At 59.2% G+C, this 20,251-nt stretch carries 20 protein-coding genes; 6 read left to right on the plus strand and 14 right to left on the minus strand.

From position 1 onward, the window contains the following. Window positions 1-13 precede the first annotated feature (13 nt). The 4 genes from Q0915_RS22040 to Q0915_RS22055 all read left to right on the plus strand — a co-directional run bounded on the left by Q0915_RS22040 (window position 14) and on the right by Q0915_RS22055 (window position 5,203). On the plus strand, window positions 14-1,654 hold the full coding sequence (locus Q0915_RS22040; protein ID WP_299478862.1) for a hypothetical protein: 1,641 nt from the start codon (window positions 14-16) through the stop codon (window positions 1,652-1,654). Beyond that, complete coding sequence (locus Q0915_RS22045) at window positions 1,651-2,277, plus strand: DUF3726 domain-containing protein (protein WP_299478865.1); 627 nt, start codon at window positions 1,651-1,653, stop codon at window positions 2,275-2,277. Before Q0915_RS22040 ends, Q0915_RS22045 begins: the two co-directional genes overlap by 4 nt. A gap of 12 nt (window positions 2,278-2,289) precedes the next feature. Next, on the plus strand, window positions 2,290-3,300 hold the full coding sequence (locus tag Q0915_RS22050; protein ID WP_299478868.1) for an Ldh family oxidoreductase: 1,011 nt from the start codon (window positions 2,290-2,292) through the stop codon (window positions 3,298-3,300). A gap of 79 nt (window positions 3,301-3,379) precedes the next feature. Then, complete coding sequence (locus tag Q0915_RS22055; protein ID WP_299478871.1) at window positions 3,380-5,203, plus strand: BCCT family transporter; 1,824 nt, start codon at window positions 3,380-3,382, stop codon at window positions 5,201-5,203. A 78-nt stretch (window positions 5,204-5,281) separates the two neighbouring features. On the opposite strand, the gene Q0915_RS22060 is transcribed toward Q0915_RS22055, so the two are convergent. Together Q0915_RS22060 and cysK are read right to left on the minus strand one after the other, a co-directional pair. Further along, on the minus strand, window positions 5,282-7,225 hold the full coding sequence (locus Q0915_RS22060) for a winged helix-turn-helix domain-containing protein (RefSeq protein WP_366525316.1): 1,944 nt from the start codon (window positions 7,223-7,225) through the stop codon (window positions 5,282-5,284). Window positions 7,226-7,579: 354 nt separating this feature from the next. Further along, window positions 7,580-8,566: a cysteine synthase A gene (gene cysK, locus Q0915_RS22065; protein ID WP_299478874.1), complete on the minus strand. Its 987-nt coding sequence runs from the start codon at window positions 8,564-8,566 to the stop codon at window positions 7,580-7,582. A 302-nt stretch (window positions 8,567-8,868) separates the two neighbouring features. Here cysK and Q0915_RS22070 point away from each other — a divergent pair, with 302 nt between their 5' ends. Beyond that, complete coding sequence (locus Q0915_RS22070) at window positions 8,869-9,759, plus strand: DMT family transporter (RefSeq protein WP_299478877.1); 891 nt, start codon at window positions 8,869-8,871, stop codon at window positions 9,757-9,759. 32 nt (window positions 9,760-9,791) lie between these two features. On the opposite strand, the gene Q0915_RS22075 is transcribed toward Q0915_RS22070, so the two are convergent. The 12 genes from Q0915_RS22075 to tsaD all read right to left on the minus strand — a co-directional run bounded on the left by Q0915_RS22075 (window position 9,792) and on the right by tsaD (window position 19,193). Next, the gene (locus tag Q0915_RS22075) at window positions 9,792-10,181 is read right to left on the minus strand and encodes a VOC family protein (RefSeq protein ID WP_299478880.1); all 390 of its coding nucleotides are present in this window, start codon (window positions 10,179-10,181) and stop codon (window positions 9,792-9,794) included. Window positions 10,182-10,186: 5 nt separating this feature from the next. Continuing rightward, window positions 10,187-10,606, minus strand: coding sequence for a hypothetical protein (locus tag Q0915_RS22080; RefSeq protein WP_299478883.1), 420 nt, complete (start codon window positions 10,604-10,606; stop codon window positions 10,187-10,189). A 238-nt stretch (window positions 10,607-10,844) separates the two neighbouring features. Next, window positions 10,845-11,957: a 3-isopropylmalate dehydrogenase gene (gene leuB / locus Q0915_RS22085; protein ID WP_299478886.1), complete on the minus strand. Its 1,113-nt coding sequence runs from the start codon at window positions 11,955-11,957 to the stop codon at window positions 10,845-10,847. 140 nt (window positions 11,958-12,097) lie between these two features. Continuing rightward, entirely contained in the window at window positions 12,098-12,862 is a 765-nt protein-coding gene (locus Q0915_RS22090) for a sulfite exporter TauE/SafE family protein (RefSeq protein WP_299478888.1), read from the minus strand. Window positions 12,863-12,867: 5 nt separating this feature from the next. Then, a complete protein-coding gene (locus Q0915_RS22095) occupies window positions 12,868-13,662 on the minus strand; it encodes an ATP-binding protein (protein ID WP_299478891.1) in 795 nt (264 codons plus the stop codon). Between the two features lie 59 nt (window positions 13,663-13,721). Next, a complete protein-coding gene (locus Q0915_RS22100; protein ID WP_299478893.1) occupies window positions 13,722-14,894 on the minus strand; it encodes a M20 aminoacylase family protein in 1,173 nt (390 codons plus the stop codon). 141 nt (window positions 14,895-15,035) lie between these two features. Further along, a complete protein-coding gene (locus tag Q0915_RS22105; protein ID WP_299478896.1) occupies window positions 15,036-15,695 on the minus strand; it encodes a methyltransferase in 660 nt (219 codons plus the stop codon). A 21-nt stretch (window positions 15,696-15,716) separates the two neighbouring features. Next, a complete protein-coding gene (locus Q0915_RS22110; RefSeq protein WP_299478899.1) occupies window positions 15,717-16,142 on the minus strand; it encodes an EVE domain-containing protein in 426 nt (141 codons plus the stop codon). Next, complete coding sequence (locus Q0915_RS22115; RefSeq protein ID WP_299478902.1) at window positions 16,143-16,433, minus strand: YciI-like protein; 291 nt, start codon at window positions 16,431-16,433, stop codon at window positions 16,143-16,145. Window positions 16,434-16,510: 77 nt separating this feature from the next. After that, on the minus strand, window positions 16,511-17,518 hold the full coding sequence (locus Q0915_RS22120) for an NAD(P)H-dependent glycerol-3-phosphate dehydrogenase (protein WP_299478906.1): 1,008 nt from the start codon (window positions 17,516-17,518) through the stop codon (window positions 16,511-16,513). Next, a complete protein-coding gene (locus Q0915_RS22125) occupies window positions 17,505-17,981 on the minus strand; it encodes an NUDIX domain-containing protein (RefSeq protein WP_299478909.1) in 477 nt (158 codons plus the stop codon). The genes Q0915_RS22120 and Q0915_RS22125 overlap by 14 nt, the downstream gene beginning before the upstream one ends. Before the next feature lie 141 nt (window positions 17,982-18,122). Beyond that, window positions 18,123-19,193, minus strand: coding sequence for a tRNA (adenosine(37)-N6)-threonylcarbamoyltransferase complex transferase subunit TsaD (tsaD, locus tag Q0915_RS22130; RefSeq protein WP_299479171.1), 1,071 nt, complete (start codon window positions 19,191-19,193; stop codon window positions 18,123-18,125). A 131-nt stretch (window positions 19,194-19,324) separates the two neighbouring features. Between tsaD and hemC the strand changes: the two genes are divergently transcribed. Next, window positions 19,325-20,251: a hydroxymethylbilane synthase gene (gene hemC / locus Q0915_RS22135; protein WP_299478911.1), complete on the plus strand. Its 927-nt coding sequence runs from the start codon at window positions 19,325-19,327 to the stop codon at window positions 20,249-20,251.

The following is a 20,251-nucleotide window of genomic DNA, read 5'->3' on the forward strand; positions in this document are numbered from 1 at the left end:
GGACCCGGCAAAGATGATGCGACTCAGCCGCCTGGGGTCTTTGCATCAGTGCCGCCTCAGCTTCATGCGGATCCTGATGCGCCGCATGGCACAGGAGAACTGGCAGTTTTCACGCCCCGTGTTCGACATCGACCGCAAAGGTGTTGGCCGGGCGGTCTATACGGCGATGGGACCGGAGCGTGCCTATTCACTCGTCGCCTTTGCCCATGATCTACCGGCCGAAAAACGGTCGGACCGGGTCATTGCCGATGCCTGGGACACAACCTTTGCACTCTTTGACGGGATCCCGGACGAGAGCGATATCGAGCGTCTGGCCGAGAATGTTCCGTTGCAGGAGGCGGGACGGGTCAGCCAGCGCGAATTGTCGCTGTCGCGGGCAAACCGGTCGGCCCGGCTCTGGACCCATGTGGTTGACCGGCTGGCGTCGGGACAGCAACCGGACCTCCAGCAGATTGAAGCCGTCGGCTACCTGATGCGGACGACCGCGGTCTACGGGTCAGGCAAATTCGGCGCTGCCGACCGGGATGTGATTTCTGATCGGGCGGAAATGCAGCCGCCATTTCAGGCCGAAATGCTGTCCGTCTATCTGACAAGGACCTTCGTCCGCGATCTCGTGAATCACATTGCCGCAAGCCGTGGCGGCACGCAGGCGGTCTCGCTGGACCCGGCAATCGCGCGGGGGCTGGGAATTGGCAATTCCACCGGCCTCGGCATGGCGCCCTTTATCGTCAATCACCCGATCCTCTTCAACAACTGGATGATGGTGCGCGAGGAGGCGATATCCCGCGTGCGCGCCGTGGCGCGGGCGGCTCCCGAGGACGTGAAAACCTTCGGGCAACTCGTCAAACAAAGCATTTTGTCCGTGGAGCACTGGCGATCCGAACACCCGGTGCAGCTCGACAAGCTGGTGCGGCTGAAGGCCGACCTCAAAACCCTGGCGCAGCATCTCTCCAGTTGGGATGCGACTGTGGAATGTCCCTGGAACACCCTGATCGAATGGTCGGAGAGATCCTTGAGCGAAGAAGGGCAGGAACTCGTCGCCTCGCTCATTCTGGAACCCTATGGCGCACTCGTCGACGGATTGGCGGGTTGCATGGCCGACGGCAATCCCGATGCATTCCGCATCGATGGTTCGATGCCGGTGAGCGCGGTCAGGGCACTCTTGCAAGAGTGCTTCGGGTGGGCGTTGGACCTCGACTGGAGCGATCCCGCCAATTGCGCACGCGCCTGGTACGTTTCTGAGGAAAAGCTGGAGCCGCGCATGGGCGAACGGTTCGAGGAACCGATTGCCGCTTATGAACAACCCCTTGCGCCTGCGCGCGATGCTGCTGCCGCGTTTTCCGCGCTGGAGGCATGGGACCCGGCAGATACGGTTGCCCGGTTTCTCCTGCAACATCCGGAGCACCGGCACACCGTCAGGCGGGCGCAGATGGGGCGTGTCGCACCTTATGGCGAAATCCGCGACAACACGATCAGCACGTCGGTCATGCCTGTCGACATGCTGCGTGCGAAGCTGTCGTTTTTCGGAGCAACGCATTTCGATCCCCGCTCCGACCGGTGGGTGCGGATCTGCATGTATGCAGGTGCGCCTTATCCCGAAGAGCTGACACCCGGCAATGCCGACCTCTGGGTCTATCCGGAGACGGCCACATGAACCGGTCGCTGAACGAGATCGAGGCCACGGCGAAACGCGCAACGCGCGGTGCCGGATATTCGTGGGGCCTTGCGGAGGAAGCGTCCAAGGCAACGCGCTGGCTCTCAAGACAAGGGCAAGATGGTGTGGCCGCACTGGCCGCGCTTCTGGACAAGGGGCTCGCCCAACCGGCGGACCATCGACCCTGCGCCGCCGACGAAGTCTGGCGTAACGATGGGGATCTGTGTCCCCTCGCGACGGGTGCATTCCTTTCCGACTGCGCGCAGGGCCTGCGTTCGGGACCGGTCACCATGCAGCGGGTGGCAGTGCCGCTGTTCATTCTGCCATTTGCCGCCAATGCGGCGTCGGAGCTGAGGTGCTGCGTAAGGGTCGAGATGGACGGCCAGGTTGCGATGACCGACGGCGGCAATCTTCAGTGCCCTGACGTGCTGCCGGAGCTGGCTGAGCGGATAACGGTTCAAACAAGCGAAACGGCACCGCCCTGGCGGCCGCGCGGCGCGCAGATGTGCCCCGATCCGGACAGCTGGGATCGGCTTGCAGTGCTTGCGCATCGCACCTACGCGCCGGCCACCGAGGAATCGCGCCTGCGTGGCGCAGGTGCAGGCCTCTCCGACAATGACTGACAAGGTGCAATCATGACCGAAACCCGGACCCTCTCGCTTGCTGAAATCGAAGATCTCTCGTTTCGGGCGCTTGTGGCGGCAGGCACATCGGAAAAGAGCGCCCGCGCTCTTGCGCTTGCCACGGCGGCAACGGAAGCGGACGGGGTTGCCAGTCACGGACTGGCCTATATCCCGATCTATTGCGAACATGTCCGCTGCGGCAAGGTCGACGGCAAGGCGGAACCTATCCTCGCTCGCCCAAGACCCGGCGTGGTTGCCGTCGATGCCGCGACGGGTTTTGCGCATGCTGCGATCGACCTTGGATTTGAGACGCTTGTCCCCGCGGCACGCGAGCAGGGCATTGCCGTCCTGACGATCCGAAACAGCTACAATTGCGGGGTTCTCGGCTATCACACCTTCCGGCTGGCTCAGGAGGGCCTGGTCGGGCTCGGGTTCACGAACGCACCGGCATCCATCGCACCTTCGGGTGGCGCAAAGCCTGTCGTCGGCACGAACCCGTTTTCCGTTGCCGTTCCGGGGACTGACGGTCAGCCCGCCCTGCTGATCGACCAGAGCGCCAGCACGATTGCCAAGAGCGAAGTCATGAAGCATGCGCGCGAGGGCAAACCGATCCCGATCGGCTGGGCGCTGGACGGTGACGGAAATCCGACCACCGACCCGGAAGTCGGGCTCAAGGGATCGATGGCACCGTCGGGCGGATACAAGGGTGTCGGGGTCGCGCTTTTGACGGAAGTCATGGCCGCTGCGCTCACCGGAGCGACGCTCGGAATAAACGCCTCGCCATTTTCGGGCACCGCAGGCGGTCCGCCGCGGACGGGACAATGCTTCATTGCAATCGACCCGGGTGTCACATCAGGGGGCGGTTTCAACGCCATTGTTTCCGAGCTGGTTGAAGCGATCCGGTTTCAAGAGGGGGCGCATCTACCCGGTGACGGGCGGCGTTCCAGGCGATTGGCGGCACGGGGAGATGGTGTTGCCGTGAATGCCGCGACGCTGGCCAGAATAGACGCTCTTCTTACCTGAACGGCCGGGCAGCCAACCGGGGAGCTGCCGGCACCAATCCACCCGGAAAGACAGGGCACATGTGAACAGGAGGTCACACATGTCAATCAAACAACCTTTCACCGATCTTCAGATCAAGAAATCTGCCGGTGGGTTTTACGAGGGTCACAGCGTCGAGATCGCCATCTTGAGCAAGGCGATCATGGTGGCGCTGGTCATCTGGGCACTGGTTTGGCCCGCGAACGCTAATGGCGTTCTGGGGAGCCTGAACTGGCGCTTGCTGGAGGACTTCAACGGATTTTACATCGTCATCGTCGGGCTGTTCTCTTTCTTTCTGCTGGTGATCGCCATTTTGCCGCGTACGGGCAGCCGGGTCATGGGGGTGCCGGGTGAAGCCCCCGAATTCTCGACATTCTCCTGGTTTTCCATGATGTTCGGCGCGGGGCTCGGAGTCGGTCTCATGGTCTTCGCCACAGCGGAACCGCTTGGTCTCTGGGGGTCGAATCCGCTCGTGCTGGCCGGTGACGTTGTCGCCAACAGCGAGGACGCGGTCCAGTCCGGGTACCGGTACACGTTCCTGCACTATGGCTTTCACGCCTGGGCAATTTATGTCGTGACGGGGCTTTCGCTGGCTTACTATGCCTATACGCGTGGGATGCCCCTGACCATCCGGACCGCGCTGACACCTTTGTTCGGCCGGCTGATGAACGGCTTTCTTGGCCATGTCGTCGATGTGCTCGGCGTTGTCGCCACTATCCTCGGCGTCTCGGTGACCATCGGCTTCGGCGTGTCGCAGTTCATTGACGGTCTTTACGCCATCACCGGCATGCAGTGGATGATGGATACGTCCGGCGATGCACCCGCACCGGGCACGGTCGGTTTGATCACCGGTCTCGTCGTGATCATGGGACTGTCGATCATCTCGGCGGTTTCCGGGGTCGGGCGCGGTGTCAAATACCTGTCCAATCTCAATCTGGTGCTGTCGATCATCCTGCTCCTGACCTTCGTGGTCTTCGGTTCGTTCCTGTTCGCGATGACGACCTATGCATCCGCATTCGCCGACTACATTCTTCACTATGTTTCGCTGAGTTTCGGTGCGTTCGGCCCGCAGTCCCCGGCTGAGTTTGCCGCAGCGCTGCCACCGGAGGCCGCTCCCTTTGCGGACGCCCTGAGAACGGGCGCGACGAATGCCTGGGGATCGTTCGACGCGTTCAAGTCAGGGCTCGAAGGTGACGCCGCAGCGTTGCCGGAGAACGTTCTTGCCGCTGCCTATGCAGCCGGTGAACCCGGACGGCAGTTCGGCTGGCAGGCCGGTTGGACCACATTCTACTGGGCCTGGTGGATCGCGTTTTCTCCCTTCGTGGGACTGTTCCTCGCACGCATTTCCAAGGGCCGCTCGGTGCGCGAATTCATCATTGGATGCGTCATCGCACCTGCGCTCGTCTGTTTCGCCTGGATGACGATCCTCGGTGGAACGGCAATCGATCTGGAACTGACGGGCGGTGCGGATGGCGCGATCATCGGGGCGTCCAACACGGCGAAACTTTTTGTCACGCTCGGGCAGATGCTGTCCGGAGGGTTCCTGTCAGCCATCACCGTGATGTGCGTTGTCCTGATCCTGACATTCCTGGTTACGTCCGCGGATTCCGGCATCCTTGTGATGAACACGATCATGTCCGGCGGAGCGCAGCAGACAGGCATCAAGCACCGGATCGTCTGGGGCGTCATCCTGACACTGGTGATCGGGACATTGCTGATTGCCGGCAAGACCAATGGCGGCGCAGACCCGATGGAAGCTCTGAAAAGCGCCATGATCATCGGTGCCCTTCCGTTTACGATGGTTATGGGTCTGATGTGTATCGCGCTGGGCAAGGCGCTCTACCGCGATGGCCTGCGCGAAAGAGCCGTGGTTCCGGCAGAATAGTCTGAAACGGTATCGGGCGGGCGGTACGAGCCGCCTGCCCGGGGCACACCCTCTTTGCCGAGTTTCAAAGTCTGCCGATCAGGAATGCTCGCGCAAGCCTGCCTTGCGCAGGCCTTTGACATAGGTTTCGATCTGTTCCTCCTTTTTGAGATAGAACAGATGTTTTCTGGCGAAATCGACCGAGAACTCGGGTTTCGACCTTGTCAGATCAGCAACGGCGCGCGCCGCCTGTGTCTCTTCTCCCAGCAACCCAAGAGCGGCGACACGGTGGGCCTGGGCCCAGTATTGCGCGTTCGGTGTCTGCACAGATTTGCGTGCCCAGGTGACCGCGTCTTCAAATTCTCGGCGGAAGAGATGTGCCAGCGACCGGTAGGAATAGAATGCCCACCGGAAGGGATCGTGCGGGCTGAGCCGTATCGCGATTTCGAACTGTTCTATCGCCTCGTCTAGACGCCCTTCGTAAGCGAGTGAATCGCCAAGCCCGCAATAGGTCACTGCGAGATAGGGGTTCAGCTCGACAGCATGTTCAAGCGCGTCAATTGCCAGCTCGTATTCGCAACGCGCCAGATAGACCCGCCCGATCGTGAAGAAGCTGTTTGCGTCCTGATCGTCCAGTTCCAGCGCACGTTTGGCGGCCGCCAGGGCTTCGTCCATGCGCTCACTGTCGGGAGCGGCGTCAAAGTAGACCATGCTCAGAACGATAGCGTATGCCAGTCTCGAGTGAGCGCTCGCGAACTCCGGGTCGAGCTCAATGGCGCGGCGAAGCAGGTCCTGACATTTCTGATTGGCATCGCTTGTGAACTTGTAGAATTCGGCCACACCGAGTTGATAGAGGTCCCATGCCCCCAGGTTTTTGCGGGGACGCCTTTCCGCCTTTCGCTGTTCGGTTATGCCGAGCTCGGCTTCGATACGCGAGGCGACCAGCTCGGTGATCTCGTCCTGCAGGTCGAAGATGTCCGTCATGTCGCGGTCAAAGCGTTCCGACCAAACGTTATTCTCGGTATCCGCGTCCACCAGCTGAACGGTGATACGAACCCTCTGGCCTGCCTTTCTGACGCTGCCGGTTACAATGTAGTCGGCGCCAAGCTTTTCGCCGATGACCCTGATGCCGTCCGATGAATTGCGGAAAGAAAAGCTTGAATTGCGCGCAATCACGGTCAACCAGCGGTTCTTGGAAAGTGCTGTCGTGATGTCCTCGGTGATACCGTCCGCGAGATAGTCTTCGGAAGGTTCCGTGTTTTGGTTGGCAAACGGCAATATGGCGACCGACGGCTGCATCCGCGCCTGTTGGTATGCGTCCGGCTCGGGCAGCGGCGTGTCGTTGTTGACCGGGACATCGTCCGTAGGAGCCAGCGGGGCAACGAATCGGAACCCGCGGCCATGGATCGTGCGGATGGTGTGCTGTGACGTCCCGTCGTCCCCCAAAACTTTCCGGGCCATTTTGATCTGGCTGCTCAGCGCTGAATCTGAAACGAACCGTTCTCCCCAGAGTTTTGAAAAAATTTCGTCCTTTGTGACGGTTCGCTCGCAATTCTGGGCAAGATAGGAAACCAGATCGAATACCTGCGGTTCCACCGCGACCGCCTCGCCCCGGCAGCGCAATTCAAACAGGTCCGGATCGAGCTCAAAGTCGCCGAACCTGACCCGGCCGGATGCAGGCTTCTTTGAACTGACATCGACGCTATAGGCTTCAATGGGCCGGCTGATGTTCTTCACCTGTTGCTCGCCCAATGGGGTGAAATGCACGGGAACCCTGCCGCCAACATGGTCGAATACCTGTTTCGAAAGGACAATCGATCCCGGTTGCGCGATGGCCTCGAGACGTGCCGCGACGTTGACGCCATCGCCATAGATGTCGTTGCCTTCCACGATGACGTCACCCAAGTGCATGCCAATTCGAAGGCTCAATGGCGGCGCGTTGCCATTGTGGCCATTCGTGCCGGTCAGGTTACGCTGGATTTCAATTGCTGCCTGGAGCGCGCCGACAACGCTGGTAAACTCCGCCAGCGCGCCATCGCCCATCAGTTTGACGATGCGGCCCGAGTAGCGCTCAATCGCGGGTTCGATCGTGCTGGATCGGGTGTCGTTAAGCTATCTGAGCGTGCGCTCTTCGTCGCGCTCCATCATCCGGCTGTAGCCAACCACGTCCATCGCAACGATTGTTAAAAGTTTTCGTTCCATTTCCGTGCTCTCGATGAATTGGCTGAATGAAATGAGGTATATTATTTCCTATAGTATTCGCTGAAGTGCTGCTTAGTCCGAATCCTATACTTCGGCAATCCTGATGCCGGGTTTCTGGCGCAAGATTTTCGCTTTATCTGACGTAATGTCAAACCGGCAATCAGGACTTCATTGCTTATTCTTTGATCTTTTTTGTTAATCTTCCAGACCGTCAAACAGCGCCGTCGACAGATAACGTTCGGCAAAACTCGGCAGAATGGTCACCACCGTTCGGCCTTTCATGTGGTCCCGTCGCGCAACGCGGAGAGCGCAGCAAAGCGCGGCGCCGGAAGAAATCCCTCCCGGAATTCCTTCTTGAATCGCCAAGGTCCGCGCCGTTTCCATGGCATCCTCGTTGCTGACCGTCATGACCTCGTCGATGAGGTCCGTGCGCAGGACGTCCGGAACAAACCCGGCGCCTATGCCCTGGATCATGTGCGGAGAATGCGTTCCGCCGGAAAGTACCGGGCTGTTTTCCGGTTCGACCGCCACGATCCTGACCTCGGGGTTTCGCGTCTTCAGCACCTCGCCGACACCAGTCAATGTGCCGCCGGTACCGACGCCGAGAACAACGGTGTCGACCACGCCGTCGGTGTCGCACCAAATTTCTTCCGCCGTCGTCTTACGGTGAACATTCGGGTTTGCCGGGTGTCCGAATTGCCAGGGCATCACGGCCTTGTCTGTCTTGGAAATGATTTCCTTTGCCTTTTCGATGGCGGCACTGATCCCCTTTTCACGAGGCGTCAAGACAAGCTCTGCACCAAAGAACTTCATCATTTTCCGCCTCTCGACGGAGAAGCTGTCAGGCATGGTCAAAATGCAGCGGTATCCCTTTGCGGCACAGGCGAATGCCAGGCCGATGCCGGTATTGCCTGAAGTGGGTTCTACGATCACGCTGCCCGGGCCGATTGTTCCGTCGGCTTCCATGGCTTCGAGCATCGCGACCGCTATCCTGTCCTTGACGCTCGAAACGGGATTGAAGAACTCCAGTTTTGCGAGGACCTCGGCCTTGCAGCCCGTTTCGCTTGCCATGCGGCCAATGCGCACGAGTGGCGTGTTCCCGATCGTTTCGAGCAAACTGTTATAGACGCGGCCCCTGCCGGGCCGGTCGAATGTCAGTCGGGATCCAGGTTGATGCTGCATGTTTCTATCCTTCACTTGACTGGACTGGGTGCCATGCAAATCAAATAGCCGAGTGGCGGGTACAGCGCTTGGACCTCTCCTGGAGAGAGTGTGGGGATTTCATGAAGAGATGCTGGATTCGCACATTCACGGCCGATTTTAAGCGCTTAAGATGGCTCAAGGCAGCAATCGGTTGCATTCGGGCCGAATGGCTTTATTGAAGTGTCAGGTCTCTTTTTCCTGCGCCGTCAGGCTCGGTGTTCACCGTTTCTCGCGGAAAAATTCTCACAATTGCAGTGCATGTTCATAAGGTGGACAGTGATTTGAAAAGTCAGTCCGCGTTCGTTCCGAACCGCAACCTCGGAATTGCGAGCGCCATAGGTGTTCTTTTCATCTGGTCCGGATTCATCGTCTTTTCGCGAGCGGGCGTGACGACCAGCCTGACACCGGCCGACATGACAGGGCTCAGGTTTCTGGTCGCCGGATCCATCACGCTGCCCTTTCTCCTGAAATGGTGGCCACGGCATCTGCCCTTTCATGCCGTTTGTCTCATGTGTCTGTGCGGGCCCGGCGCTTTCTATTCAATGCTGATGTACTGGGGGCTGAACGAAGCGTCGGCGGCCTATGCCGGCGTTTTTTCAAACGGCGCATTGCCGATATTCACCGTAATTCTGGTCGCGGTTTTTGCGGCAACCCTGCCGGACAAGAGGCAAATCGTCGGGATCGTCGTGATTGTCGCGGGAGCATTGCTTCTCGGAAGTGCGGGTTTCCTCACCGGCGGCAAGAATGTGGCCGTCGGGATAGGTTTGTTCCTGAGCGCGTCCGCGGTGCTTTCGATCTATATTTTCGGGGTACGGCAATGGCAGGTGACACCGCGTCAGGCGCTTGTACTCGTTAACGTTCCGAACGCCATCCTGTTCCTGCCGGTCTGGCTGTTCATGCTTCCCTCCGGCCTGGAGGATACCAGTATGGCAACGATTGCGTTTCAGGCGGCCTATCAGGGTCTGGGACCCGGTTTTGTGGCCGTTATTCTCTTTGCCCTGGCCGCAACGCATCTTGGTCCAACGGCAACTGCCGGTTTCTCAGCTGCCGTTCCGGCGTCGGCCGCCGTTCTTGCGATCCCGGTCCTTGGGGAGACCCCTGATGTCAGGGAATGGATCGGAATTTTCATCGTTACGGTTGGGCTGTCGCTGCTCGTGATGAAGCGCAGCTAAAACGGGTTTGCTCCGGTGTGTTTTGCCGCCGGTCAGTAGTGTTCGATCAGATCCCATTTATTGCCGAACGGGTCCTTGAAAACGGCCACTTTGCCGTACTCTTCTACGCGTGGGGATTCGAGAAAAGAAACACCTTCTGAGACCATGGCGGCATGGTCGCGGTCAAAATCATCGGTATTGAGAAAGAGGAGCACGCGTCCACCGGCCTGGTTGCCGATGGCGGCGGACTGTTCGTCATTGTCGGCCCTTGCCAACAACAGGCGCGCCTCAGTGCTGCCTCTGGGTGCAACGCGCACCCAGCGTTTGGTCTCGCTAAGGTGTGTGTCTTCAACAAGGTCGAAGCCAAGTTGCCCGACATAGAAGGCTATCGCCGCGTCATAGTCCGGTACGAGGAGCGCGACGGCACCGATCATCTGTTTCATGTTGCTCACTGTGCCTTGCGATAAACGGATGTGTTGGTGAAGCTGGCGACGTCGACCAGGTGAACGGTCTGGGTGACCGTCAACGTCCGGCCATCCTCGGAAAGTTCCCGCTCCGCTTTCATGATCGTCAGGCCACCACGCCGGGCCTCGGACACCAGGTTCCTGTCACCCTTGAACACCAGCCGCATGGCGTCGACGAGGCCGCTTTTGCCGAGCTTGACTTCCGGGCCGTCCGGGACAGCTTCGAACGTATCGCTGCTGTCTTCACCCTCGGCCGAGATCTGGCTCATGGAGAAACTCACCATGCCGAAATTGTCTTCGATCCGAAGTGTCGCGCTTTGCGGTGGGTCTCCCTGTTCGAACTCGCTCTCGTCCGCGTCAAGGATCCAGGTGCCGAGAAAGGGAGTGATTTTGTCATCGATCATGTGAGCGGCCTTGGCTCGGTGTGAATGAGTGCCGGCGATGGTACGGCCGGCAACAAACTTACCATCGTCTTCCCGGACGCAGCATAGCGGAGATCCTGGAGCGGTGAGTCGAAGGTGACGGGCGCCCCGATCCCGGCTCGCGTTCCACTTGGCCGGGATGGCGAAGAAAAGCGTTTCCAGCAGTTCAACCGCCCCCGGGAATACCCGCGGGCGGTCCGATTTGCAATCAATGCCGGGATCAGGCGCTCAGTGCATTCAATTCAGCGAGAATGACGTCGCCCATTTCGGCGGTGGTGACAATCTTGTCGCCGTCCTTGGCGATGTCCTTGGTCCGGAGGCCTTTTTCCAGCGCCGCCTCGATTGCCTTTTCAACCTTGTCGGCTGCCTCGATCTCCTCGAAGGAGTACCGCAGTGCCATGGCGAAACTTGCGATCATTGCGATCGGGTTGGCAGCGCCCGTTCCCGCGATATCCGGAGCGGAACCGTGAACCGGCTCATAAAGTGCTTTCCGCTTTCCGGTAACCGGATCCGGTGCGCCCAGGGAAGCGGACGGAAGCATGCCGAGGGAACCGGTGAGCATGGCAGCGACGTCGGACAGCATGTCCCCAAAGAGGTTGTCGGTAACGATCACGTCGAACTGCTTCGGCCAGCGCACGAGCTGCATGCCACCGGCGTCGGCGAGCATGTGTTCCAGTTCAACGTCGTCATACCCTGCCTGATGAGTATCAGTGACGACCTCGTTCCACAGCACGCCGGACTTCATCACGTTCCGTTTTTCCATGGACGTGACCTTGTTGTTGCGCGTGCGGGCCAGTTCGAATGCCACCTTGGAAATGCGCTCGATTTCGTAGGTGTCGTAGACCTGGGTGTCGATGCCGCGCTTCTGGCCGTTGCCAAGATCGGTGATTTCCTTCGGTTCACCGAAATAGACACCGCCGGTCAGCTCGCGGACGATCAGGATATCGAGGCCTTCGACCACCTCAGGCTTGAGAGAAGACGCGTCCGCAAGAGCCGGATAGCAAATTGCCGGGCGCAGGTTTGCAAAGAGCTGCATTTCCTTGCGCAGGCGCAGAAGTCCGGCCTCCGGGCGGACATCATAGGGAACCTTGTCCCACTTGGGCCCTCCGACGGCGCCGAAAATCACGGCGTCGACGTCCAGTGCCTTGGCCATGTCCTCGTCGGAAATGGCCTGTCCATGCTTGTCATAGGCCGCGCCGCCGACATGACCTTCAGTGGTTTCAAAGGACATATCGCTGTTCTCGTTGAACCAGTCGATTACCTTTTCCACTTCCTTCATGATTTCAGCGCCAATGCCGTCGCCCGGCAGAAGCAGAAGACTGTGAGAAGCCATGGGCGTTCCATCCTGCATTATTGAAAACTGTTCGCGCTGAGTTACCGCGCCTTGCCCTGTCTTTCAAGGCAAAGCCAGTTGCGATTTACTCAAGAAACGCTGCCGGATCGGTCAAGCATGGGCCGGATTGACGGTATCTGTCACATCAGGCTTCGCCCGGCCTGCCACAGAAGGTTGAGCGCCAAAGCCGTCATCACCCATTTGAACCCGGTTTTGAATGTCGCCTCATTCATTTTTCCAAGCAGCTTCGACCCGGCAAGCGTTCCGAGAAATCCGCTGAAGATCATCAACAGGATCAGTCCGGCCCAAGGTGCGAACGCGAAGCCGAGAGCGCCGAATGCGATGATCTTGAAGACATGCATGACGAGGGCCGTGACCGCCTGGTTGGCGACGAAACCGTGACGGGTGAGACCAAGGGTCGACAGAACAGCACCGCCAATCGGACCCGCAGCGCCAAAGAACATGGAAAGAAATGTGGACGCAAAACCGGCGGCTGCCATCGCGCGTTTCTGAACTTTGCCGAACTTTGGCGCCCTGCCCCAGACGACCCACAAGACGAACACGCCGATCCCGGCTCTGAGCGCAGCGGCTGGCAGTTCCACCGCGATCGCACCGCCGAGCCCGGCGCCGAAAATCGCGCCTGCGGTGAACCATGCGACGATGAGCCAGTCGACATGTTTCAGCTGAACCAGCGCCCGCCCGCCGTTCGACCCGATTTGGACGACGCCGTGAACAGGGACGAGGGCGCTTGTCGGCATCAGTGTGGCCATGACCGCTATCAAGGCAATTCCGCCGCCCAGTCCGACGGCGGCAGTGAGGGCGGATGTGAAGAAACTGGCGATGACGAGAACACAGGTGGCAAGGAAGCCGAGCTGTTCGGGAATGATCGTTGTCAGAAAATCCATCAAGGTCAGGTCCAGCGGGATCTGGCGTAGTTCAATGCCTCGCGGACATCGAGCTGTCGGGTTGAGTTTCCGCTTCTAACGTAAAAGACGGATGACCTGCCTTCTTCCATATAGACGGCGCGGGGCGCCGGCCGGATGATGATCATCGCGACATCCTTTTCGTCGACCTTCGCGAAGACCGTGTGAATGGAAGGACAAAGATCACCGCCGAGATTTTTGGACACAATGTCGTTGATGGTGCGCTCGAAGGAATCGAGGTCGGGGCTTTTCAGTGTCGAGAGATCCTTGTCGAGACCGAGCGGCTTGCCGTCGTCGTCGACACCGACCAGCAGGTGGCCGCCGTCTGTGTTGAAGAAACCTGCTATCGTCTTGGCGATGACTTTTTCCAGGCCCCTGTTGATGCGATCTTCCTTCACGTCCCAGCGGAGCGTCGATTTGAACTCGACGGTGTCTGTTTCCCCGCGTTTCATAAGATCGGGGATCACGTTGGTCTGTTCGTCACGCAGAGACTGATAGGCCTGTGAGGCTCGCAGGTAGTTTCTCGTAAAAATTCCGAAGGCCAGCCCGACGACCGCGCCGACGAGCGTATAGGCGATCGCGACGTCCAGGTGCCGCGGCAGCAGAACGAGCCACAGGCGGGCGGACAGAAACTCCAGGAGACCGGGGGCCGTATCGGAGAAGCGGGACAGTTCCCACCAGACCACAACAAGGTTCAGCGGGTGGATGACCAACACACCGACAAACGCACCGACCAACACGTATGTGGCCAGGAAGGAGAGTTTGAAGGGGGAAAGTGTCATCGCGAAACACCCAATGAAAAACGCCGGTCGGAACCGGCGTCTTCATATCACAGAATTTTTCAAGCTGCCGTTGGCAGGGCTGTTTCCACGAGTTTCACCCAATATGAACAGCCGACCGGGATCAGCTCGTCATTGAAGTCATATTCGGGGTGATGCAGACCGGCGCTGTCGCCGTTGCCGGCAAAAATGAAAGCGCCAGGCCGTTCCTCAAGCATGTAGGAGAAGTCTTCCCCGCCCATCATCGGTTCAATGTGCCGGTTGACCTTGCCATCGCCTGCAATACCTTCGGCGATCGCGGCGGCGAAATCGGTCTGCTCGTCGTGATTTGCTGTCACCGGGTATCCCCGCCGGAATTCGAGCTCGGCACTTGCATCAAACGCCTCGGCGATCGACTTGACGATGTTGCCCATGCGCTGCTCGGCGAGATCCCGCATTTCCGGTTTCAGGCTTCTGACGGTGCCACGCAGAACGGCTTCCTGCGGGATCACGTTGAACGCATTGCCGGCGTTGAACACTGTTACGGAGACGACAACGGAACCGAGTGGATCTGCGTTGCGGCTTGCAATTGTCTGCAGAACGGACACCATCTTTGCACCGACAACAACCGGGTCGATGGTCTGGTGCGGCTTGGCAGCGTGCCCGCCCTTGCCGGTAATGGTGATGCGGAACTCGTCGGTTGCGGCCATGATCGGCCCCTTCCGGATCGCGAATTCACCGACTGGCATGCCCGGATAATTGTGCATCCCGTAGACTTCATCCATCGGCCATCGGGTCATCAGGCCGTCGTCGATCATGGCCTTTGCACCGGCGCCGCCTTCTTCAGCCGGCTGGAAGATCACAATGACGGCGCCGTCGAAATTACGTGTTTCGGAAAGATATTTGGCCGCACCCAGCAACATGGCCGTGTGACCGTCATGACCGCAGGCATGCATTTTCCCGGGCACCTTGGACGCGTAGGGCTTGTTGGTTTCCTCTTCGATCGGAAGCGCATCCATGTCGGCACGCAGGCCGACTGTTTTGCCCGCGCCGCCGTTGCGGCCCTTGATCACACCCACAACACCGGTTTTGCCGATCCCGGTCGTGACTTCGTCCACTCCAAAACTCTCCAGCAACTCAGCGACTTTTTCGGCCGTCCTGACCGTTTCATAGAGAATTTCCGGATTTTCGTGGAAATCGCGGCGCCAGACGGTGATCTCGTCAGCCAGATCAGCAAGGCGGTTAACGATGGGCATGAAGGACTCCTGGAAATACGGCGAGTTGAATTTGAGCGGCTAACCTATCGCAAGAACAGCAAAGGGGAAGGCCCGGCAGGTGAAACTTTTGCTTTTTTCCGCATTTTGCAAAATTACTGCGTGAAATTGTCCAAAACAGGATCAGGTTTCCCGGACACGATAGATGTGCGTTCTTTTGATCTCATTGTCTTCCAGCGCGCCGACGACCTTGACCGAATAGTCTGCTAGCTCCACAAGCCGTTCGCGCGGAAGGTACGACCGGCCGGGATCGCCAACAAGCACCGTGATGTCTGCTGCCAAAAGCCGGTCAATGAAGGCAAGAATCTTGTCCGCCATGGGTTTGTCGTAGAAAACGTCGCCACACAGGACAATATCGACGTCGGGCAAGCGATCAGACGTGATATCGGCCGCCTGCCTCAGAAGTTCGACGCCGTTCAGCTCGGCATTAAGGCGTGCCGCCTCAAGCGCAAACGGATCAATGTCGACGGCGTGGCATGCGCGCGCACCTGCCTTCATTGCAGCGATGCCGACAAGTCCTGATCCACAAGCGAAATCCAGAACCGTCTTGCCGGCAACAAGCTCAGGCGTGTCCAAAATGTAGCGGGCAAGCCCCTGACCGCCCGCCCAGGCGAACGCCCAGAACGGAGGCGGGAGGCCAAGTTCTCCCAGCTCTTCTTCAGTTTTCTGCCAGAGCGCCATCGCCTCGTCGGCAACGTGAAGTCTTATCTCCTCGGCATGTGGCACCGGTTTGACCCGTGTTTCCCGCAGGATGAATTCGCAAGGGTCTTCGACAACCGGCATGGCCTTCACCGAGCCGCCTTATCAGGCGGGCTCCTTCAGTCCGCCCATCTCGCAGACGATCTTCCATTCATCTTCGGTGACCGGCTGGACGGAAAGGCGCGTGTTGGCAACCAGCGCCATCTTTTCCAGGCGCGGTTCAGCCTTGACGCCGGCAAGGGTTACCGGCTTGGGCACGTCGCGGACGGCTTTGAAATCCACACACTCCCAACGTGGATCTTCCGTCGTGGTGTCTTGATGAATTTCACTGCACACCTCAACGATGCCGACGACTTCCTTGCCGATATTGGAATGATAGAAGAAAGCCTTGTCGCCGATCTCCATGGCGCGCATGTTGTTTCGGGCCTGGTAGTTCCTGATGCCGTCCCATTGTTCTCCGGCATCACCCTTGGCCTTTTGCTGCTCCCAGGACCATTTGTCCGGCTCGGATTTGATCAGCCAGTACTGCACTTAGGAAACCTCCGGATTCTTGATCACCCAATTCCATGGACGGATCTCAACGCTTTCGAACAGGTCGGCCTTGGCGTAGGGGTCCTCCTGCGAGATGGCAAGAGCTTCGTCCCGGTTAGCAGCTTCGATGACCACCAGCGACCCCGTCATGTTGCCGTCGTCATCCAAGAACGGTCCGGCAGCTTTGAGCCCGTTGCCGAGGCCTTTCAGAAACGCGATATGGTCGTCGCGATTGTCGAGTCGCGTTTGCAATGCACCGGGTTTGTCGGTGCAGATCAAGGCATAGAGCATGTGTAAGATCCCTGGTTAAAGACGTTTGCCCGAACCTAGGGCCGAGTTGTCACAAACTCAATGGCGGAAAAGGTCCTTCAAGGGCTTTCCGTTTCCGACTTCAGCGGACGGGCCATCAAAGTATTGAGAGCGTCGTCAATAGACAGATCCTCGTCGATCATACGAGCGACTGTTTCGCAGATCGGGACATCAATCTCGTGTTTTTGCGCCAGTTTGACGGCGACCCTTGCAGAATAAGCGCCTTCCGCGAGCTTGCCGCCGGCAGCGATCAATTCCGAGGCCTTGAAGCCTTCTCCAAGTCGCAGGCCGAACGAGAAGTTTCTGGATTGAACAGACGAGCAGGTCAGCACGAGGTCGCCAAGGCCCGAAAGACCGGTCAGGGTTTCGCCCTGTGCTCCCATGGCTGTTCCAAGGCGGGTGAGTTCCGCGAACCCGCGCGCCGTCAGGGCCGCCTGGGCGCTGGCGCCGAGTTTTCTGCCGACAACGGCACCGCAGGCAATTGCAAGCACATTCTTCAGCGATCCGCCGATCTGCGCGCCGAGAAGGTCAATCGATGCGTAAGGCCGAAAACACGCGGACTGGAGCGCCTCACACAGGCTGAGTGCCGTTTTTGCCGAGTTCGCCGCAACGGTGACAGCGGTCGGAAGCCCACGGGCGACGTCGTCGGCAAAACTCGGGCCGGAAAGAACGCTGGGTTCGACGCCCGGGAGTTCTTCACTCAAGACCCGCGACAGGAGCTTGCCCGAAGTCTGTTCAATACCCTTTGCGCACAGCACAACCGGGCCACGGACGGCTCCGGTCTTCTTCAACGCGGCCAGCACGGCGCGTGTGGTCTGGGCGGGTGTTACCAGAAGGATCGCGTCCGCTCCCGCGACATCCTCAAGGGATGTTGTTGCGTTCAGTTCCTCGTCGAAAGTTATACCGGGCAGGTACTGCTGGTTCTGCCGTCTCGCACGGATATTCGAGACTGTATCCGCATCCCGCGCCCACAGCCTGACATTTCGTCCTGCACGGGCGGCCGTCAGCGCCAGCGCCGTTCCCCAGGCACCGCCGCCGACAACACCAACTGTCTTAATGGCGCCCATTGATCTGCCCTTCCATGCGCGTCCGTAGTATTTCAAGCTGCTCTCCAAACCCGTGAAAAAATCGGGTCTCGGCGGGAGCATCGACAGCGAACAAATCGATCCAAAACAGACGGAACCGGATAGGCGGGCCACCTGCGCTGGGTGAATTTTCGAAATGTTCCCATTCTGCGGACGGCTTTTCCCGGATCTTCCCATGAAAATGCCGCCGACGATGCAATCCATCGAGACAATCGGGAATACCTTCGAAGATCCTGTCCTCGTCCGCGAACGATTCGAGCGCGATATCCAATGAAAGTCCTGTTTCTTCGGAAAATTCACGCCGGGCTGCCTGCAGATAGCTTTCACCGGGGTCAAGCGTGCCGCCGGGTACCTGCAATCCGACATGCGGAAAGTCGGGTTCGGAAAACACCAGGAGATCCCTGCCACAGGTCAGGTAGACATAAGCCTTGTGATAGACATGCATGCGGCCAGGATCCTTTGCTGAAGGGCTCTGCTTCCTAGCAGGCTCCCTGCATGCGCAAAAGGGCAAGTTTGCGATTGGGGCACGAAATCACCGCTGAACTTGAAAGGTGCACTTCGATCGAGCCGAAACGATAGGCCTCTTTCAGGCTTTCGCACCCTTCTTGCCGGCACCGAGGATCCCCGCCCGCTCCTGATCGAGCGGCCAGCGCGGGCGTGGGGACAGGTTCATGTCGTCTACCGGTCCGAGCTGCAAGCGTTCGATGCCGGCCCAGGCAATCATGGCCGCGTTGTCGGTGCAAAGCTGCATCGGCGGGGCAACGAAGCGCGCGCCTGCCTCCTCCGCCGCGCCGGTCAGAGCGGCGCGGATTTCCTGGTTCGCGGCGACGCCACCTGCAACGACGATGACGGGCTCCGCCTGCGGATGACTGTCCCGGAATAGCTGAAGCGCGGATTTTGTGCGGTAAGACAACACATCGGAAACTGCGCGCTGAAAACCAGCGCACAGATCCGCGACAGTCTGTTCATCCACCGGCTCGAGTTTTTTTGCCTGTGTTCGAAGTGCCGTTTTCAAACCGGCAAATGACATGTCGAGGCCCGGACGGTCTAGGAGCGGCCGTGGCAGCTTGAAGCGCAAGGCATCGCCTTTGTGCGCCATTTTTTCCACATGCGGTCCTCCGGGATAGGGCAGGCCCAACAGCTTCGCGGTTTTGTCGAATGCTTCGCCAATGGCATCGTCGATGGTCGTGCCGAGACGTTCATAGTCGCCGACGCCGCGCACCAGCAGAAACTGGCTGTGGCCTCCCGATACAAGCAGCAAAAGAAACGGAAAGTTCAGATCATCGGTCAAACGCGCCGTAAGGGCGTGTCCTTCCAGATGGTTGACGCCGATCAAGGGCTTGCCAGCCGCCGTGGCGATTGCCTTTGCGGTCATGAAACCGACAATGACGCCGCCGATCAGTCCAGGTCCGGCGGTTGCCGCCACGGCGTCGATGTCATCCCAGCCGCAATTGGCCTCTTTCATCGCCTCGGCGACGACCCGGTCCAGGATTTCTATGTGCGCCCGCGCGGCGATTTCCGGGACGACGCCGCCAAATTCCGAGTGCTCGTCAATCTGTGCGCGTATGGTGTTGGACAGAATTTTCCGCTCGCCCGGCCCGCACACCACCGCTGCTGCCGTCTCATCGCAGCTGGTTTCAATGCCAAGCACGGTCAGATTGGTCGCATTGTCTTTTGAATTGACTGAAGTCATTGGTTTTGCGAGCGCGGCCTGTGATAGGACATGGGAGCGAATTCAAACAAGGCTCCGGCGAATTTTTGCCGGGCGTAACATCCGGACGGTAAACCTTGCAACCAAATCCTTTGCGCATCGGAACCAGAGGCAGTGCGCTTGCATTGGCGCAAGCCCACGAAACCCGCGATCGTTTGATGGCGGCGCACGGCCATTCCGACGAGGCGTTTGAAATTGTCGTCATCAAGACATCGGGCGACCGCATTCAGGACCGGCCGCTGTCGGAGGTCGGTGGAAAAGGATTGTTCACAAAGGAAATTGAAGAGGCGCTGCTCGACGGGCGGATCGATATTGCCGTCCATTCCTCGAAGGATATGCCGACCCACTTGCCTCGCGGGCTTGCCCTGACAGCGTTTCTGCCGCGCGAAGATGTCCGCGACGCTTTCTTGTCTCCGAAGGCCGCATCACTCAGCGACCTGCCCGAAGGCGCCGTCATTGGATCCAGTTCCCTGCGCCGCCAGGCCATGATCAAACGGATCAGGCCGGACATTGAAGTCGTCATGTATCGCGGCAACCTGCAGACGCGGCTCCGCAAGCTGGCCGAAGGAGAAGTCGACGCAACGCTGCTGGCAGCTGCCGGTCTCAATCGTCTGGGTCTTGAACGGGAGATTACGAGCCACCTCGATACCGGCGACTTTCTTCCCGCCGTCGGGCAGGGCGCAATTTGCATCGAAAGCCGCGAGAACGATGCCGCGACCCTTTCCATGCTGGCTGCTATCCATGACCCGGATACGCAAATCCGTCTCGATGCGGAGCGCGCATTTCTCGCCGTACTCGACGGGTCCTGCAGAACCCCGATCGGCGGGTTGGCGACACTGGAAGGTGAGCGGCTTCATTTCAAGGGCATCGTTTTGAAGCCGGACGGCAGCGAAGCGCATGAGGCGGAGGAAACCGGCGCGGTCAAAGATGCGGTCGAGATCGGCGTTTCTGTCGGCAACACGCTGAAAGAGCGTATGGGACCGTCCTTTCTTGCAGAAATCTGA

Source organism: uncultured Roseibium sp., from assembly GCF_947494555.1.
In the GTDB taxonomy this organism is placed as follows: Bacteria; Pseudomonadota; Alphaproteobacteria; order Rhizobiales; family Stappiaceae; genus Roseibium.

Bases quoted from the DNA above. Each gene is read 5' to 3' on its own strand.
- Q0915_RS22100 (WP_299478893.1), bottom strand. From the start codon at position 14,894: ATGCCCATCGTTAACCGCCTTGCTGATCTGGCTGACGAGATCACCGTC.
- Q0915_RS22115 (WP_299478902.1), bottom strand. From the start codon at position 16,433: ATGCTCTATGCCTTGATCTGCACCGACAAACCCGGTGCATTGCAAACG.
- leuB (WP_299478886.1), bottom strand. From the start codon at position 11,957: ATGGCTTCTCACAGTCTTCTGCTTCTGCCGGGCGACGGCATTGGCGCT.
- cysK (WP_299478874.1), bottom strand. From the start codon at position 8,566: ATGCAGCATCAACCTGGATCCCGACTGACATTCGACCGGCCCGGCAGG.
- Q0915_RS22040 (WP_299478862.1), top strand. From the start codon at position 14: ATGATGCGACTCAGCCGCCTGGGGTCTTTGCATCAGTGCCGCCTCAGC.
- Q0915_RS22080 (WP_299478883.1), bottom strand. From the start codon at position 10,606: ATGATCGATGACAAAATCACTCCCTTTCTCGGCACCTGGATCCTTGAC.
- Q0915_RS22055 (WP_299478871.1), top strand. From the start codon at position 3,380: ATGTCAATCAAACAACCTTTCACCGATCTTCAGATCAAGAAATCTGCC.
- Q0915_RS22120 (WP_299478906.1), bottom strand. From the start codon at position 17,518: ATGGGCGCCATTAAGACAGTTGGTGTTGTCGGCGGCGGTGCCTGGGGA.
- Q0915_RS22045 (WP_299478865.1), top strand. From the start codon at position 1,651: ATGAACCGGTCGCTGAACGAGATCGAGGCCACGGCGAAACGCGCAACG.
- Q0915_RS22090 (WP_299478888.1), bottom strand. From the start codon at position 12,862: ATGGATTTTCTGACAACGATCATTCCCGAACAGCTCGGCTTCCTTGCC.
- Q0915_RS22075 (WP_299478880.1), bottom strand. From the start codon at position 10,181: ATGAAACAGATGATCGGTGCCGTCGCGCTCCTCGTACCGGACTATGAC.
- Q0915_RS22095 (WP_299478891.1), bottom strand. From the start codon at position 13,662: ATGACACTTTCCCCCTTCAAACTCTCCTTCCTGGCCACATACGTGTTG.
- Q0915_RS22060 (WP_366525316.1), bottom strand. From the start codon at position 7,225: ATGGGCGATGGCGCGCTGGCGGAGTTTACCAGCGTTGTCGGCGCGCTC.
- Q0915_RS22125 (WP_299478909.1), bottom strand. From the start codon at position 17,981: ATGCATGTCTATCACAAGGCTTATGTCTACCTGACCTGTGGCAGGGAT.
- Q0915_RS22050 (WP_299478868.1), top strand. From the start codon at position 2,290: ATGACCGAAACCCGGACCCTCTCGCTTGCTGAAATCGAAGATCTCTCG.
- Q0915_RS22105 (WP_299478896.1), bottom strand. From the start codon at position 15,695: ATGCCGGTTGTCGAAGACCCTTGCGAATTCATCCTGCGGGAAACACGG.